This window comes from Pseudoclavibacter sp. CFCC 13611 (genome assembly GCF_008831225.1).
Classification (GTDB): Bacteria; Actinomycetota; Actinomycetes; order Actinomycetales; family Microbacteriaceae; genus Pseudoclavibacter_A.
On the sequence record NZ_WBKE01000002.1, the window covers coordinates 105,128 to 122,122 of the forward strand.

Annotated in this window: 12 protein-coding genes, 1 tRNA gene and 2 riboswitches; of the genes, 5 read left to right on the forward strand and 8 right to left on the reverse strand. The window is 66.5% G+C overall.

The genetic code is table 11. The annotated features are described in order from the left end of the window. Nucleotides 1-104: 104 nt before the first annotated feature. The gene (locus F8O08_RS04825; protein WP_318655637.1) at nucleotides 105-2,990 is read left to right on the forward strand and encodes a UPF0182 family protein; all 2,886 of its coding nucleotides are present in this window, start codon (nucleotides 105-107) and stop codon (nucleotides 2,988-2,990) included. A gap of 84 nt (nucleotides 2,991-3,074) precedes the next feature. On the opposite strand, the gene F8O08_RS04830 is transcribed toward F8O08_RS04825, so the two are convergent. From F8O08_RS04830 to F8O08_RS04855, 6 genes are all read right to left on the reverse strand, one after another. Further along, nucleotides 3,075-5,450, reverse strand: a complete 2,376-nt coding sequence (locus F8O08_RS04830; RefSeq protein WP_158042731.1) for a hypothetical protein — start codon at nucleotides 5,448-5,450, stop codon at nucleotides 3,075-3,077. A gap of 98 nt (nucleotides 5,451-5,548) precedes the next feature. Then, nucleotides 5,549-5,896 carry a TraR/DksA family transcriptional regulator gene (locus F8O08_RS04835; protein ID WP_158042732.1) on the reverse strand — a complete coding sequence of 116 codons (348 nt, stop codon included), beginning with the start codon at nucleotides 5,894-5,896 and terminating at the stop codon, nucleotides 5,549-5,551. A 142-nt stretch (nucleotides 5,897-6,038) separates the two neighbouring features. After that, on the reverse strand, nucleotides 6,039-8,753 hold the full coding sequence (locus F8O08_RS04840) for an ABC transporter permease (RefSeq protein WP_158042733.1): 2,715 nt from the start codon (nucleotides 8,751-8,753) through the stop codon (nucleotides 6,039-6,041). A 1-nt stretch (nucleotide 8,754) separates the two neighbouring features. Beyond that, nucleotides 8,755-9,543, reverse strand: coding sequence for an ABC transporter ATP-binding protein (locus tag F8O08_RS04845; protein WP_158042734.1), 789 nt, complete (start codon nucleotides 9,541-9,543; stop codon nucleotides 8,755-8,757). A 184-nt stretch (nucleotides 9,544-9,727) separates the two neighbouring features. Beyond that, nucleotides 9,728-10,522 (reverse strand): response regulator, encoded by a 795-nt coding sequence (locus tag F8O08_RS04850; protein WP_158042735.1) that lies wholly within the window; start codon nucleotides 10,520-10,522, stop codon nucleotides 9,728-9,730. Further along, complete coding sequence (locus F8O08_RS04855; RefSeq protein WP_225733577.1) at nucleotides 10,519-11,772, reverse strand: sensor histidine kinase; 1,254 nt, start codon at nucleotides 11,770-11,772, stop codon at nucleotides 10,519-10,521. Before F8O08_RS04855 ends, F8O08_RS04850 begins: the two co-directional genes overlap by 4 nt. 863 nt (nucleotides 11,773-12,635) lie before the next feature. Here F8O08_RS04855 and F8O08_RS04860 point away from each other — a divergent pair. Beyond that, a tRNA-Met gene (locus tag F8O08_RS04860) sits at nucleotides 12,636-12,709 on the forward strand. Nucleotides 12,710-12,950: 241 nt separating this feature from the next. On the opposite strand, the gene F8O08_RS04865 is transcribed toward F8O08_RS04860, so the two are convergent. Next, entirely contained in the window at nucleotides 12,951-13,658 is a 708-nt protein-coding gene (locus F8O08_RS04865; RefSeq protein WP_158037285.1) for a TenA family protein, read from the reverse strand. Continuing rightward, nucleotides 13,655-13,766, reverse strand: a riboswitch (TPP riboswitch). It overlaps the preceding gene by 4 nt. Nucleotides 13,767-13,833: 67 nt before the next feature. Here F8O08_RS04865 and F8O08_RS04870 point away from each other — a divergent pair. Further along, complete coding sequence (locus F8O08_RS04870) at nucleotides 13,834-14,286, forward strand: hypothetical protein (RefSeq protein WP_158037286.1); 453 nt, start codon at nucleotides 13,834-13,836, stop codon at nucleotides 14,284-14,286. A 205-nt stretch (nucleotides 14,287-14,491) separates the two neighbouring features. After that, entirely contained in the window at nucleotides 14,492-14,995 is a 504-nt protein-coding gene (locus F8O08_RS04875; protein WP_158037287.1) for an FBP domain-containing protein, read from the forward strand. A gap of 2 nt (nucleotides 14,996-14,997) precedes the next feature. On the opposite strand, the gene F8O08_RS04880 is transcribed toward F8O08_RS04875, so the two are convergent. After that, nucleotides 14,998-16,254: a cation:proton antiporter gene (locus tag F8O08_RS04880; protein WP_192496807.1), complete on the reverse strand. Its 1,257-nt coding sequence runs from the start codon at nucleotides 16,252-16,254 to the stop codon at nucleotides 14,998-15,000. Between the two features lie 103 nt (nucleotides 16,255-16,357). Here F8O08_RS04880 and F8O08_RS04885 point away from each other — a divergent pair, with 103 nt between their 5' ends. Continuing rightward, nucleotides 16,358-16,666 (forward strand): DUF4342 domain-containing protein, encoded by a 309-nt coding sequence (locus F8O08_RS04885; protein ID WP_158037289.1) that lies wholly within the window; start codon nucleotides 16,358-16,360, stop codon nucleotides 16,664-16,666. Nucleotides 16,667-16,791: 125 nt separating this feature from the next. After that, nucleotides 16,792-16,932: riboswitch (FMN riboswitch) on the forward strand. The last annotated feature ends 63 nt before the right edge of the window (nucleotides 16,933-16,995 follow it).

Sequence of the window (16,995 nt, forward strand, 5' to 3'; positions counted from 1 at the left end):
ATGACATGACGCATTGACCGAGCAGCACCGGCCACCCCGCGAAGGAGCGCACCATCGTGTCTGACCCCCGTAGCCCTGTGACACACCCCAACAGAACTCGCCGGGTGGCTGTGATCAGCATCATCGCGCTGGCCGTGATCATCGCTCTGCTCTTCGCCGCCTCCGCCGTTTGGACCGATGTGCTCTGGTACCGACAGGTGGGCTTTCTCAACGTGCTGACCACTCAGTGGTTCGCCGGCGGGCTGATGGGGCTGATCGGTTTCGTGCTTCTCGCCGGACCGCTCTGGGTGAGCGTCTGGTTCGCCTTTCGCTCACGGCCGACGTATGTGCGGGTGAACGCCACACTCGATCAGTATCAGCAGGTGCTCGAGCCGCTGCGCAAGGGCATCACCTGGGGCATCCCGATCCTCTTCGGCCTGTTCGGCGCACTCTACTTCGCGAGTCGGTGGACGACCGCCGCGCTCTGGATCAACGGCGGCACCACCGGCGAGACTGACCCCCAGTTTGGGCTTGACACCGGCTTCTACCTGTTCCAGCTGCCCTTCTACCAGCAGCTGGTCGGCTACCTGCTCTTCTCAGTGCTGCTCAGCGGCATCGTGTTCGTCGCGATCTCGTATCTCTACGGATCGATCCGCATCGAGAACCGGCGCCTGCGAGTGGCCAAGGGCACGCGCGTGCAGCTCGCCGTGACCATCGCCGTCTATGTGGCGCTGCACGCCGTGCGCCTGTGGCTCGAGCGCTATCAGCAGCTGACCGACCCGCAGGGGCTGTTCACCGGCGCGGGATACTCGGGCGTCAACGCCCAGATTCCGGGCCGCACCATTCTGGTCGCCGTCGCAGTGCTGGTGGCCCTCGGGTTCGTGTTCGCCGCAGTCACCGGTCGCTGGCGCATCCCGGTCGTGGGCGCGGCCGTCCTGGTGGCGACCTCGCTGCTGATCGGCGTGGCCTACCCATGGGGCGTGCAGACCTTCGTCGTGAAGCCGAGCGAGCGCAGTCTCGAGGCCGAGTACCTGCAGCGCAACATCGATGCCACGCGTGAGGCCTATGGCATCGACAAAGTGAACGTGCAGCCCTACAACGCCGTCACCGATGCCAAGGCCGGTGCGCTGCGCAGCGATGTCGACACCACGGCGTCGATCCGCCTGCTCGACCCCGATCTGGTGAGCGACACGTTCCGACAGCTGCAGCAGTACAAGCAGTACTACCAGTTCGGCTCGAAGCTCGACGTCGATCGCTACAAGATCGACGGTCAGAGCGTCGACACCGTGCTGTCGGTGCGCGAGCTCAGCCAGCAGCCCAGCGACTCCTGGTACAACAACTCGATCGTGTACACCCATGGCTACGGCGTGGTCGCCGCCTACGGCAACCAGGTCACCTCAGACGGCAAGCCGATCTTCTTCGAGGGAGGCATTCCCACCAGCGGCGATCTCGGGTCGTTCGAGCCGCGCATCTACTTCGGCGAGAAGTCGCCGGGCTACTCGATCGTGGGCGCGCCCGAAGGCGAGTCGCCGCGCGAGCTCGACTACCCGTCGGGCAGCAGCGCGAATCCCGACGAAGGCGAGCAGAATGAGTCGAATCAGACCTACACCACGTTCTCGGGCGACGGCGGGCCGAAGCTCGACAACGGTCTGACCCGTCTGCTCTACTCCATGAAGTTCGGATCGATCGAGATTCTGACCTCGAACGCGGTCAGCAACTCCTCGCAGATTCTCTACGACCGCAGCCCGATCGATCGCGTGCAGAAAGTCGCGCCGTATCTGACACTCGACCAGGATCCCTACCCGGCGGTCGTCGACGGTCGCGTGCAGTGGGTGGTCGACGGCTATACCACCAGCGATCAGTACCCCTACTCGCAGCAGCAGAGCTACCGTCAGGCCATCAACGACGGGGCGTCATCTGCTGCTCGGCCAGCAACCGACACCATCAACTACATGCGCAACTCCATCAAGGCGACGGTCGATGCGTACGACGGATCGGTCACGCTCTACGCGTGGGATCAGGAAGACCCTGTGCTGCAGGCGTGGCAGAAGGTCTTTCCGAACACCGTCAAGTCGGCTGACGAGATGAGTTCGGCGCTGCTCTCACACGTGCGGTACCCGACCGACATGTTCAAGGCTCAGCGCAACGTGCTCGGCACCTACCATGTGACCGATGCCGGTTCGTTCTACTCGCGTGAAGACGCCTGGCAGGTTCCTGCTGATCCGCAGTCCGGCTCGGACACCTCGACGAAGCAGCCGCCGTACTACCTGTCGATGCGTCTTCCCGGGCAGACCGACACGGCGTTCTCGCTGTACAGCACCTTCATTCCGATCCAGCAGAGTTCGGGCGGCTCGCGAAACGTGCTGCGCGGCTATCTGGCCGCCAACGGTGATGGCGAAGGGGCCGACGGCAAGCGAAGCGAAGACTACGGCAAGCTGACGTTGTTGAGGCTGCCGGGCGAGACCAGCGTGCCTGGTCCTGGTCAGGTGCAGAACCTCTTTGACTCGGACAACACCGTGTCGACACAGCTGAACCTGCTGCGTCAGGGACAGACCACGGTGAGCAGCGGCAACCTGCTGACGCTGCCGGTCGGCGGCGGCCTGCTCTACGTGCAGCCGGTCTACGTGCGCTCGACGGGCGAGACCTCATACCCGCTGCTGCGCAAGATCCTGGTCTCGTTCGGTGACAAGGTCGCCTTCGAAGACACGCTCGACAAAGCGCTCGACGACATCTTCGGCGGTGACTCGGGTGCGATCGTCGGGCAGAACGGCCCCGGGCAGGCAGGGCCGTCGTCCGACGGGCAGTCTGCGGCGCCGACCGACAACGGGCAGTCCACAGACGGTGGCACGAGCACTTCGTCGAATCCAGCGGTCGCGCAGGCCCTCAAAGATGCCAAGGCGGCGTTGGACGCTCGTGAACAGGCTCGTGTCTCGGGTGACTGGGCGGCGTTCGGTACGGCCGACAAGCAGCTGCAGGACGCTCTGCAACGGGCGATCAGCGCGCAGCAGTGATGCGGCGCGCTCAGCGACGGTGAACGACGGCAGCCGGAGCCCTGAAGAAGGGGTCCGGCTGCCGTCGCCTCTGCTCTCCGGTCGTCACAGAAGCCTTCTGCGCAGCACAATGCCCGCGCCGAGAACCAGCATCGAGACTCCGGCCGCGACCCAGATCACCGGAGCCGGGACACCGGTCGCGGCGAGGGCGATCTCCGTCGCTGCCGCCGGTGCGATGTGCTCGGCAGGCGGAGCAGCTTCCCCGTCGACAGCCGGTACCGGTGCAGACACCGCCACCACGGTCTCGCCGTCAGCGCCGCACTCACCTTCGTGCAGCATGGTCGTCCGTGCCTGTTCATGAGCGTCCGACTCCCCGGATGCGCCAGCTCCGGCGTCAGACGTTCGCGTGACGGTGGTCGAGAGATGATGCCGGAACCCATAAGTGCCCGGAACCTCGATCGTCACCGGGTCAGAGACATAGTCGCCCGGCTTCGTCACCGCAATGGGCTTCGGCTGGGTCCACATCGGCGCCAGACACACTGGCTGTGCGCCTCCGTCAGTCGAATCGTCAAACCGGTACAGCGAGAACGTCAGCTCGGTGTGCACGGTCTCCGAGCCGTTCGAGGTCGGGATGGTTCCGCTCACAGTCGCGGTGTCTGTCGCTTGCTCTCCGGCGACGAGATGCTCCGCCGTCTTCGTCGTTGCGGTCGGGCGAGTGAGCGTGATCGTCTCATGGGGCAGCAGATGCCTGCCCTGCCAGCGCTCTGTGCTCGGTGATCGGTCGATGTGCTCGACCCAGTACAGGTTCGGCCAGACCTCCTCGCCGATGAAGCGCGACCACGGCACGTCAACGGGAGCGGTCGACACCGTCTGATTGCCGATGACCGTCGTCGACACCGTGGCCAGTCGTTCGGCATCGGCGGGAGCATCCGTCAGCCCTTCGGCATGCGCCGGTTCCCGTGACATCCACAGCTCTGACACCACGGTGAGTTCGGCCGCCGGATCATTGCCGCTCACGGCGATCAGATCGGTCACCTGACCGTCCACGATCTCAGACGCCTGCGTCACCACGCTGGGCTGCCACGGGATCACCGTCTGCTCTCGCTCAGCGTGGAAGTCGGCGGAGAAGTCGCTCACGAAGCGCCCACGAAGATGCTCTGGCTGGTCGGCCACACGAAAGGAGACCACGGGATAGAACCAGCCTGACCGATCGATCACACGCTTCGATGAGACGACGAGATCGCCGGGGCCGGTCGCAACCGCCTGCACCCGGTCGAAGTGCTCCGCTTCGGCCGGCGGCTTCGGAGAACGAGGCAGCGGGCGCGGCGAGTAGTACCAGTCAACTGTGAAGGTCGCCGGAATCTGCCCTGAACCGTCGACGTAAGGCAGCCACGAGGTATCTCGACTGGTGCGAACGTGCAGAGTGTCGACGAGCGGCGCCCCGAGCTTCGGCGTCTCGTCGGCCCGAGAGCCGTCATGGTGCCAGGTCTGTGCCGTGGTGTCGGCTTCCGGCTGAAAACGATCGACGACGCCCACGCGTGACTGCGCAGAGATCGGCACGTTCTCAGCTGACGCGACGATCCGCTGTGCGCCCGTTTGAGTCGGGTGCGCGACAAGCAGGTGCGTGCTCGGAACCGCTCGAGCGACTTTCACTGTGATCTCACCGGTTCCGGTGGCCAAGATGCGATGGCTCCCGTCGGCATCGAATGAGAGGGTGTTCGTGCCGGTCTGCTCCCAGACGCCGGGGCCGGTGATCGAGGCCACCGCCTCACCAGGCATCGCTTCTCCGCTGCGCCCACGCGGGGTCTCGAGGTCGGCTGCGACCTGCTGGCCGCCGTGCTGGGAGGTGAGTCGGGGGTCGGCCAGCGTGTGCGGGCCGCCGAACCGGCCGGCCTCCTGCCACAGACGATCGGCGAGTTCGGCGGTATCGGCGGTGAGTCGTTCGCCGGCTGGAAGGGCGAAGCCGACTCCAGTGTGGTGGTGCAGGGCACGGTAGACCGCACGAGCGGTGAATTCGTCCTCTGTGTCTCCCCAAGTCGCCAGGATGTACGCCGCCCGCTCCAGCGGCTCGCCGGTGAGATCAACTCCGTTTCCGCTCACGAACGATGACTCCTGCTGCCAGTCACCATAGGTGTAGTCGGAGGCTGTCGGTGCGAAGAGATCGGGGTCGAAGGCACACCAGGCGATACGGCCGTCGTCAAGCCGGTACGACCCCATCCAGACCGGCGCGATGCCGTATTCGTACCGACCAGTATGGGTCGAACCGCCGCCGAGCGCATGTGCCGGTGTGGGCAGCAGCGGGAGCATCGGCACGAGCATGAGCAGCATCATGACCGCTGCGGCGGCGGCCGCCGACCAGTGACGGCGCACAGAGAGCTCCGGACCTGATCGCAGGCGGTCGTCGGGTGCGTTCGGCGGATGCTCGCCAGAGCCAGACTGTCGGCTGACGGCTCGTGTGGAGCGCGTGACGAATTCGTTCATGATGTGCCTTTCCGCAGACGGATGATTCGGCACGAGACTAAGAAGACAGCGCACTCTCACAGGGCGCGGGAGCGACCGCTGTGCAAGAAGTCGGCAGGTCAGGCGAGCTGTGCGCAGTCGATGCACAGCGTCGCAGCAGGGCGCACCGCCAGACGCCGCGGATCGATCGGGCGGCCGCAGCGGGCGCAGACCCCGTAGGTTCCGAGACGGGCGCGACGCACTGCATCCTCAAGCGCCACACGCTCGGCCTGAGCCGCCTCGAGCACTGCCGCAGCCTTCGACCATTCGAACGAAACCGGCACGCCCTCGGGGTCGTGCTCGTTGTCAGACTCACCGCCGGCCTGCAGACGTCGCACCTCGGCGAGCTGCGCGGCTGCCCGACGTTCGCGCTCCTGCGCAGCCACCAGCCGGTCATGCAGGTCGGCGATCAGCGCATCTGGTGTCATATCTGCGATTCTGCCACGTGCTCGGAGCGCAGCAGCGACACCGGAACAGTCCCGCGAGCGCCGCGCACGCAGACGACGGCGGTGTCACGGGAGACGTTCCCGAGACACCGCCGTCGCGCGCCTGGCGGTCTGCTGCGCAGGCCTACTCGCTGGCGAGCCCCTGGACCGGCGACAGCCTGGCCGCACGCCGGGCCGGGAGCACCGAGGCCAGCAGCCCGACCAGCACGGCGATCACCACGAACAGCAGATACTGCACCCACGGCAGCTGCCACGAGATCTCGACGCCGGTTCCGATCGTCTGCCCGAACAGAATGCCCACGCCGAGCAGCCCGTACGCCGTGCCGAGCACCAGGCCGATCGTCGTCGCCACGATCGACACCAGCACCGACTCCATGCCGAGCATCGCGCGCAGCTGACGCTTCGTGAGGCCGAGCGCTCGCAGCAGGGCGTTCTCACGCACCCGTTCGATCACCGACAGCGACAGCGTGTTCGTCACCCCGATCACCGCGATGACCACCGCGATCGCGAGCAGTCCGGTCACGATCGACAGCAGAACGTCGATGATCTGCTCATACATCAGCTTTTCGAGCTGGGCGGGCGACACGTAGTCGTCGGGCATGATCGTGCCGATCTGCTCGGCCACATGCTGCACCGCCTGGGCGTCGAGACCCGGGGCGAGCTGCATGATGATGCTGGTCGTGGTGACGGGCACTCCGATCTCACTCGCCACCCGATCGAGCGTGGGCTCGTCGACCAGTGCGCCGAAGTACGGGTTCTTCATGCCGTGCTGCAGGTGCAGAGACGCGGTTCGTCCGTCGGGCCCGGTCATGCTCATCTCTCCGCCGGGCACGCTTGCGTCGGGCAGCGCCTCGTCGACGACGGTCACTGTGTCGGGCGAGGTCGCCGGCAGAGGAGCCTTCGCCACCTGCTGCCAGGTCTGTGGATCGACTGCCTCGAGCTGGGTGAGCTGTGCCGAGGTCGGGGCGTTCTGCCCGACGAACGACGGCGAGTCGCCCACGACGATTCCCTGCACAGTGCCGACCGACTGCACGTCGTCGATCGCGGCGAGCCGCTGCACGCGATCGTCGATCCACTGCTGGTCGGTGCTCGCCTCACGACTCTGCGGCGCCAGAAACACTTTGACGTCGACCGGTCGTGCCTCGTCCACGGCCGTGAGCAGGGTCGCCTTGGCCACCGACGCGCCGGTGAACACGGTGGTCACCAGCGTGACGCCGATGAGCAGCGCGGATGCCGTTGCCGCAGTGCGTCGCGGATTCCGAGACGCGTTGAGGGTCGCCATCTGTCCCGGCACACCGGTCAGTGCGAGCAGCGAGCCGATCACCCGCACTAGCGGCGGCACGATCACGATTGCGAGCAGGACCACGCCGACGATGCTCAGCGCCGAGCCGAGCACGCCGCCACCGAGGCCGAGCAGCAGCTGCTGCTCTGCAGCGTCTTCGGACACCGGCCGGTGCGCGGTCGTCCAGCCGTACCACTGCAGTGCGGTGCCGGCGACGAAGAGCACGAGGCCGACGATCACCCGGGCGCGACCGGCGCGGGTCTTGGTCGGCGTGGCCAGTTCGGGCCGCAGCGCGGCGAGCGGCGCCACCCGCGTCGCCGAGCGCGCCGGCTGCCAGGCGGCGATCAGTGTGATCACCACGCCGGCGAGTACACCGACCACGACCGATGACACCGGCACTGACAGCTCGGTGAGCATGCTGTTGCCGCTCGAACGCGAGAGGGCGACGGCGCCCGACATCATCAGCGCCGCGACGACCACGCCGAGCACCGAGGCGACCACGCTCATCACCAGCGCCTCGAGCAGCACGCTGCCACGCACCTGCCCGCGACTGGCGCCGAGGCAGCGCAGCATCGCGAGTTCGCGAGTGCGCTGTGCGACGATCACCGAGAAGGTGTTCGAGATGACGAGCACGCACACGATCAGCGCGATCACGGCGAAGGCGAGCAGCATTCCGGTCAGCACATCGGTCTGCCCGGTGAACTGCTTGAGCTGATCGGCGACGACCTGCTCAGTGGTGCGCACCCTGACGGTGTCGCCCGCTGCCGCCGGCGTCGCCGAAGAGATCGCCCCGGCCACCGCATCCCGCGCCTGGTCGGGCGAGACGCCGGCCTTGGCCTGCACCCGGATGCTCGTCATCGGCAGCAGGTCGTCGGTGGCCGCCGGGTTCGAGGCGGCAACAGGGGGCATGGTGCTCATGAGCGCGGCCAGCAGCGAAGTCTCAGACAATGCCACTTGGGGTGCCATGCCGCTGCCCGGGGAGCTGCTCGTCTCGGTGAGCCCGACCAGCGTGACCTCGACTGGCGATCCACCCGTGCTCGCGAACCGCACCTGGTCGCCCACGTGCAGCCCGAGCTGGTCGGCGCCCTTCGCATCCATGGTCATCTGGCCGTCGCCGGTCACCCAGGCGCCGGCGACCAGTGGGTGGGGGCGCAGCGGCGTCGGCAGCTGCACACTGGCAGACACGGGCTGGCTGCGCCCATCGTGCTCGAGAGCGAGCGAGGCCGTCTGATCGGCCCCGACCGCCTCGACCTGCGGCAGGTGCTGCACCGCGTGCAGCTGGCCGACGGTGAGCCGTGCGGCGGATGCTCCGCCTGTGCCCGCCTCGTCGCCACCGTCGTCGCCGTGGGCGGCGTCGTTCGAGCCGGCAGGCTGCGGCTCGACGAGCACGTCGGCATTGGTCAGATCCGAGCCCAGCGTGTTCCGCAGCGTCTGCTGAAAGGAGGCGTTGAGCATGAGCGTCGCTGCGACGAACGCGACGGCGAGCACCACCGCAATGGCGACGGCGACAAGGCGCGACCAGTGTGCGCGCAGAGTGGAGAGAGTCGTGCGCAGCATCTCACGCCCCCAGCCGGCTGAGCGCCTGCATGATCTGGTCGGTGTCGGCGGCGCGCAGGTCGTCGGCGATGCGCCCGTCGACGATCACCAGCACACGGTCGGCATACGAAGCGGCGACCGGGTCGTGCGTCACCATGATGATCGTCTGACTCATCTCACGGGCGCTGCGGCGCAGCAGCGTGAGCACCTCGGCACCCGACGTCGAGTCGAGGTTGCCGGTCGGTTCGTCGGCGAAGATCACATCGGGGCGAGTGAGCAAGGCTCGGGCGATCGCCACGCGCTGCTGCTGGCCGCCGCTGAGTTCGCTCGGGCGGTGCTTCAGCCGCTTCTGCAGACCGAGGCGGTGCACGACCTCGGCGAACCACTCCTGATCGACGCGCTGCCGGGCGAGACGAGCGGGCAACGTGATGTTCTGCTCGGTGGTCAGCGTGGGCACGAGGTTGAACGACTGGAAGACGAAGCCCACCTGGTCGCGGCGCAGCTGGGTGAGCTGGCGGTCGTGCAGGCCGGTCACCTCGGTGCCGCCGATCCAGGCCTGTCCTGAGGTCGCAGTGTCGAGACCGGCGAGCACGTGCATCAGCGATGACTTGCCCGAGCCCGACGGGCCCATGATGGCGGTGAACTCGCCACGACCGAAGCTCACGTCGACGTGGTCGATGGCGGTGACCTGGGTGTCGCCGCGGCCGTAGACCTTGAACAGGTTGACGGCGCGCACGGCGGTCTCGACGCTGTCGGCTGTGCGCGCTGAGATGGTGCGAACCGGGATGGTCGGGTCTGAATCCGGGGTCATGACGCTCCTCTGTGGTGTTCGGCCGAGCGAGCCTGCTGCGACCTGATACCCACAGCATCGTCGAGCACATCGGCGTGCGCGTCATGCCGAAGGAGGATTCTCGAGAGCTCATCCTGCAGGAGGAGATTCCCCTGATCGGGGTGTGCCTGCCTGCGCTCAGCAGATCGTCGCGATTCAGCCGAACTCAGGCGCACTCAGGCGCGGGCGCCGCGATGCCCGCGTGGAAGGCCTGTACGACGGCCTGCACGCGATCCCGCGCATCGAGCTTCATCAGCACGTGGCCCACGTGCGTCTTCACCGTGGTCTCGGACAGATGCAGTCGGGCGGCGATCTCGGCGTTCGACAGCGCTTCGCTCATCAGCACCAGAACCTCGCGTTCTCGTGGTGTGAGCGTCGCGATCGCGGCGCGGGCGGATGCGGTGCTCGGGAGGTCTGCGGGCGCGGGGGAGCGGGGCGGGCGAGCTCCGGCATCCGCCGCTGCTCTGGTCTGCAGCATCGGTACGACGTGCGCCAGCAGGCGACGCGTCATCGACGGCGAGATCACGGCATCGCCGCGGCACACGGTGCGAATTGCCGTGAGCAGCTCTTCGGGGCGGGCGTCTTTGAGCAGAAAGCCGCTGGCTCCCGCCTCGATCGCCCGCAGCACGTATTCGTCGAGGTCGAAGGTGGTGAGCACGATCACCCGCGTCTCGGGGTGGTCGGCGAGCACTCGGGCCGTCGCAGCGATGCCGTCCATGATGGGCATGCGCACGTCCATCAGCACGACGTCGGCGGGGTGCTCTCGCAGCTTTTTGACGGCATCCCACCCGTTGTCTGCCTGCACAGTGACCGTGAGATCTGGCTGGGAGTCGACCAGCATGCCCAGCCCGCCGCGCACGAGCGCCTGGTCGTCGACGATCGCGACGTCGATGTGCGAAGCGTCGGTTCGCGACGTTTCAGCCGGGCCGGTCTGTGCGCGATCGAAGGCGGGCGTGGTCATGAGGCTCCGTTCTCGTAGGGCAGCGTCGCGTGCACGCTGAAGCCGCCGCCGGCGCGCGGGCCCGCCTGCACACTGCCGTCATAGAGTGCGAGGCGTTCGCGCATGCCGCGCAGGCCGTTGCCTGCTCCGTCGTCGCTGCTCAGAGCGCCACGACCGTCGTCGTCGATCTGCAGCTGCAGCGTGTGTTCGCCCCAGTGCAGGGTCACGGTCGCCTGCGGTCCGGGGCCCGCGTGTTTGAGGACGTTGGTGAGGGCCTCCTGCACCACCCGGTAGGCCACGAGCTGGGCGCCGGCGGTGAGACGATCGGCGCGGGTGGCGTCGCCGCTCACGGTGAGCTTCGCGCGGGTTCCTGACAGCTGCACGGTGTCGACGAGGTCGGGGATGTCGGCGATGGTGGGCATCGGCCGTGTCTCGGCGCCGGAGTCGTCGTGCAGCACTCCCAAGAGGCGTCGCATCTCGTGCAGCGACGAACGGCCGGTCTCGGCGATGGTCTCGAGGGTGCGCCGGGCGATCTCGGGGTCGTTCTGCGACGCGTAGCGGGCGCCGTCGGCCTGGGTGATCATCACCGAGAGTGAGTGAGCGACGACGTCGTGCATCTCGCGGGCGATGCGGGCGCGTTCGTCTGCTGCGGCGAGGTCGCGTTCCTGCTGCTGCTGAATCTCGAGACGTTCGGCGTGCTCGCGCAGTTCGCGCTGCTGACTGATGCGATTGCGGGTGATCGCACCGAGCAGCCAGGCCGCGGTGACCGATGCGGCGATGAAGCCGAAGAAGATGGTGACGGCCAGGACGATCTGGAACAGCGGTTGTGCAGGTTCCTGAATTCCCTCTGCGGAATCGGTCGATGTCAGCACCGGCATCGCGCGGTACCGCACGATGAGGGCGGCGGCACCGGCGATCGCCAGCCAGAATCCGCTGATCGAAGCCCATCGTGGGGCGTAGGCGGCCAGCGCATAGACCATCATGAGCACGAGTGCGTCGGCGGGCACCACCTGCACGCCGAGCGCGACCTGAACCACGCAGACCGAGGCCATCGCGATCGCAGCCGGCACGGTACGGGTGCGCCGCCAGATCAGCGGCAGCGTGACGAGCACTGAGAAGAGAAAGCCTGTCCAGGTGTCGTTCTGCCAGTTCGTGTGGTCGAAGGTGCTGCCAATGCCCACCAGGGCGAAGGGCAGAACCAGAATCGCAGAGAGTGCGGCGACCAACAGTGTGTCGACCAGCTGCACATGGCTCGCGAACCAGTGCAGCACGCGACCGACCATCCCTCGGCGCGGGCGATGGGCGAACGCCGTCGTCGCTGTCAGCGGTGCTGCTGCCGGCGGCGTTGCGCCTGCTGGTACTGCATCTGCTGTTGCCGCTGTTGCCGCTGTTGCGCTCACTGCTCGTGCTGCTGCCTCTGAAGACACTGCTGGAGCATTCTCGACGGGCGCTGCAACCAGAACGACTGGTGTCGGCTGGGCTTCAGCGCTCGAAGTTGTCGGTCTGCTCACACTCCCAACTGTAGGGTGCGCCCGCTGGTCCGGGGTCATCCCGCAGAAGGATGTTTCCCTGACGCACCTGTCCTTGCCGCTGCACCTGTCCTTGTCTTGTCACCTCTGCCCGCCCGTCTTGTTTTCTTGTACCCAGTCTTGGGATTTGCCGTTCGCTCCCGACCGAGGCATGGGAACTGTCGTGCAGAAGCATCGAGTCATGCCATTTGGCATGTCTGGACGCCATGGGGCGTCATTTGCGGCGACTGGCTGTAGTTGGCCGGCCTGGGATGGAGGTGTCGTGCACGAGAGGGTGTGCGGGCGGCCGCGAGTGCATAGAAGCCGTTGAATGGTGTGGATGCTCAGACATGAGTGTGTAGAAGTGGCGGGCATCGTTTGCTGATGGTCGCGGGTTTTGTACTTTCGTTGATCGGATGCCGTGGGGCGGCATTTGATATGTCAGGATTCAGCGGGGAGGGGAGAGGAAGGAGTGTCAGAACTCGGCAGAACTGATTCAGACCTCCCAGCACCGTTGCAGAACCAGCCAGTACCGATGCAGAGCCGGCGAAACTCAACCGGAACCAGGGCAGAACCGGCGCAGAGTGGACGCAGGCGCACATCGGTGCTACTGTTATCTCTTGTGCCGCGGGGTGGAGCAGTTCGGTAGCTCGCCGGGCTCATAACCCGGAGGTCGTTGGTTCAAATCCAGCCCCCGCAACAGATGCGCCGACGCGGTGCGAAGAAGGTCGGAAACCCAATTGGGCTTCCGACCTTCTGCATTTCTCGGCCGAGGCCCTACCTGCCAGCACTCACAGAGTCCGGCTGGCTGACACTCATCGGGCCCGACCTGCCAGCATTCACAAAGTCTGGCGGGCTCACACTCATCGGGGCTGGCCGGCCAGCGCTCACCGGCTGGTACTCACCAGCCCCCCATGCACCAGAGCCCACCAGCCTGCAGGTCACCGCAGCTCGTACGACTGATCGAAGAAGTCGAGCTCAAGCTGCACCGTGCGTCCGAAGAACTCCCGAGCCTCGCAGGCATGAGCCGGGCCGACACGATCGAGTTCGCTGCGCAGAAACTCGACCAGCTGTCTGAACGGCGGGTTGTCGTGCAGCGTGATCCACTCTGCGTGCACGAAGCTTGCGGGTGCCTGCTCGGGTGCGCGCATCGCCCAGCTCAGGTACGACCATTCCGACACCAGCAGCACCGAGAGAATGATGGTGTAGTTCCGGGTGTCGGCGGCATCGCGAAAGACCCGTTTGAATCCGGCAGTGGCAGCCGTGTCCGGAATCTTCGCGCGGTCGGCCTCGCTCACCCCGAACTTCGCGAAGCAGCGCAGAAAGTACGTGCTCTCGTCGCCCGCCACGTCGCCGGCGAATGCTGCGAGCCGCAGTCGAGCATCCAACCTGTCGGCGCTCGCCACAGCCGCCCCGATCAGAGCCAGAAAGCCGTCGAGAAAGCGGTGATCCTGAATCAGATACCGGCACATCACCGAGTCGTCGATCGAACCGTCGAACAGCTCCGAGACGAAGCGGTGCCCGACGACCGCCTGCCAGTTGGCTGCATTGTCGTCGCGCAGCGAGTCGGTGAAGCGTTCGCCGGCGGATGCTCCGCTCGCGCGGGCAGCAGACGTCTCGTTGTGATCGGGCGTGGTGATTGCGTGCATAAGGGACTCCCATTCTTCCTTCGCCGGCATGACCCGGACAGGTTCGACGGTCGCAGGCGTCGGCAGCCCGATCTCAGCCCCGTGACCGGGGCACCCGTGTGGTACTGACGAGCGTAGCAGCAGGCGCAGGGCGCCTCGATTACGCTGGCAGAACACCCCGAGAGAAAGACCGCACATGACAGACACAGACCACACCGACGGGTTCAGCGCGAGCGAGCGTGCGGCGATGCGTCAGCGCGCCGAAGAGCTGCGCTCGATCAGCGGCGTCAAAGGCGCGGCGAAGCGGGCGCGCGAATACGAGGCGTGCGTCGCGGCGATCGAAGCACTCGACGGGCTCGACGCGGTGATCGCGCAGCGTCTGCACGTGATCGTGGCCGACGAGGCTCCGCATCTCGAAGCCAAGACCTGGTACGGGTTCCCGTCGTACGCCAGTGACGGCAAAGTCATCGTGTTCCTGCAGCCGTCGTCCAAGTTCGACACTCGGTATGCGACGCTCGGCTTCAGCGAAGACGCGCAGCTCGACGACGGTGCGATCTGGCCGACCTCGTTCGCCCTTGCGGCCTGGAACGACGCGGTGGATGCTCAGGTGCGTGCGCTGGTGCGTCGCGCTGCGGGAGCATCTGAGTAGACTGTCCGCGTGAACTACCGAGAGATGTATGCACAGCGCGAGGAGGTCGTCGGCGAAGCACTCGCCGACGACGATTAGCGCGGATGCTCCCACCGTGCCTGACATCCGGCCAGGCGCGGCGGTCGAGCGACCCTGATCACTCACTCACCATTTCTCCCGGCGAAGCGGCGTCTCTGCGATGCCGCGCGCCGTGAAAGGCATACTCATGCAGACTCTCACCGAATCCTTCATCCGCTCTTCGTTCGTCAACGCCTCACGGCGAGAGACGAAAGAGCTCACATTTCGCGACGACTTCGCCGCACTCACGGAAGAAGACTGGCAGCAGCTCGACTACCTGGGCTGGCGCGACCCGAAGTATGCGCGACGCGCCTATGTCGTGCTGCCGCGCCTCGACGGCGACCCGGTCGGCGTGCTGCTGACGCGTGCCGCGGCCGCCCCTCGCACACCGACCATGTGCCATTGGTGCCGTGACGTGCGGCTGCCGAACCCGGTCGTGCTCTGGAGCGCGAAGCGCGCCGGGGCCGCGGGGCGCCGTGGCGACACCGTCGGCACCTTGATCTGCGACGACTTTCAGTGCTCGCACAACGTGCGCAACGACCCGCCGGCGTTCTACAAGGGATACGACGTGCTCGCCGCGCGTCAGCAGCGTATCGACGACCTGCGCACACGGGTCGCAGGCTTCGCCGAGTCTCTGCTCGGCGCCGCCTGAGCTCAGCCCAGCGTGGTGACGAACGGAGTGTCTCCCGGGTCTTCGTCTCGGGAGGCACTCGCCGCGTCTCCGCGCTGACCGCCTGCGCCCGTCTGCCCCTGGGGCTTGTGCAGCGTGGCGCCGACGACGGGTCCTATGATCACGGAGAGCAGCCCGCCGCCGATCAGCGCGGCTGCCAGACCGCTGCCGATGATCTGCTGCGAGACGGCCAGTGTGGACGCGGCGACGATGATCGGCAGTGCGGTGCCGGTGTAAGCAGCCAGTGCAAACCGTGACCGGGCCGAGGAGCCTCGTGCGGCGGTGAGCATTCCGGGCAGGCCGCGCACGACGAACAGCGCGAGCGCCGAACCCACAGTGATGAGCAGAAGAATCGGCGACGCGAACAGCGCCTGCAGATCGAAGCCGAGGCCGGCGTTGATGAAGAAGATCGGCACGAGCAGCCCGAAGCCGATGCCCTGCAGTTTCGATTCGACGAACGCGGCATCCTCATGCGGGGCGTCCGAGAGCAGCACGCGCAGCACCATGCCCGCAGTGAACGCGCCCAGCAGGGTGTCGATGCCCAACAGCAGATCGAGGGCTATCAGGACGCCCATGATCATGATCACAAGGCGCAGGGCGAACTGGCTGCTGGTGTGCTGGGTCTCGCGGATGAACCGGTGGAGTCGAGCATGCGGGATGCGATTCGCCAGCCACAGCAGAAACACGGCGATCACGGCGAAGATGACGAGTACGAGCAGGGACGTGCTCAGCGTGCGCCCCGAGAGCAGCAGCGACATCATGATCAGCGGCAGAAACTCGCCGACCGCACCGTTGGCCACGACCGACGTCGCGAAGGGTGACCCCAGATCGCCCGCATCCTTCAGAATGGGCAGCAGCATGCCCACGGCGGTCGACGACAGCGCGATCGCGATGACCGGGGCGACGGCGGCTCCGGCCGCCACCGAGCCGAGGGCGAAGAGCACGGCGAAAGAGATCACCCAGGCACCTGCCGCTCGTCGCAGCGGTCGGCCGGTGATCGCGCGCACGTCGATCTCGGTGCCGGCGAGCAGAAACAGAAAGGCGCCGCCGAGTTCGGAGAGCACCGAGATCATCTCGTTCGGCTGAATGAGCCCGAGCACCGCAGGCCCGGCGATCACGCCCAGCACGATCTCGATCGCGGGCAGAGGCACTGGTGCGATCCGTCCGATGAAGCGGGTGATGAGCGTCGCGACCACGGCAAGAATGGGGAGCAGGGCGATGCTGAGCGTGAGATGCTGCACGACTCTCAGTCTATGCACAGCAGGCGAGGCAGCCTGGGTGAGCATCCGTCAGCCCTGCCTGACACAATGAAGGCAGTACGGCTTTCGCAACGAGAGGAACCTCATGACCCGTTTCGAAGAGTTCAAGGTCACCGGCGGGCAGCTGCTCGATCAGGTGAAGCAGCTGCTGCACGAGGGCAACGTGCGTTCGATCGCTGTGAAGAGCAAAGAGGGCCGTGTCATCGTGCAGTTCCCGCTGACGCTCGGCGTCGTCGGCGTCGCGCTCGCCCCAGTGCTCGCGGCGGTCGGCGCCGTCGCGGCTCTGGTCACGGAGTGCACCATCGTGGTCGAGCGCGACGAGAGCGCGCCCCCGCGCACGATCAAGGTCGATCCGGTCGATGATGCGGATGCGAAAGAAGACTCCGCCTCGTAGCGTTCGGATCGTCTGCGCTGAGGCGTTTGCGCGCTCTGTGCCATGCATCGGTGGTGCGCTCATCAGAGAGACCAGCGGGTGGTGTTGTCTGGCCTGCGCCCGCGGCGCATAATGGTGTCAGCAACAAGTGCTCACGGGGTCGGTGAAATTCCGAGCCGGCGGTGACAGTCCGCGACCCGTTCCTACTCGTCGAAGTGATGAGGCAGACGGTTGAGCCGGTGAAATTCCGGTGCCGACAGTGAGAGTCTGGATGGGAGTAAGCACTTGCGGCCTGCGACGTCTGACGTCGTCATCCGCAGCACCCGAAACGGGGTTCGATGACGAACGAC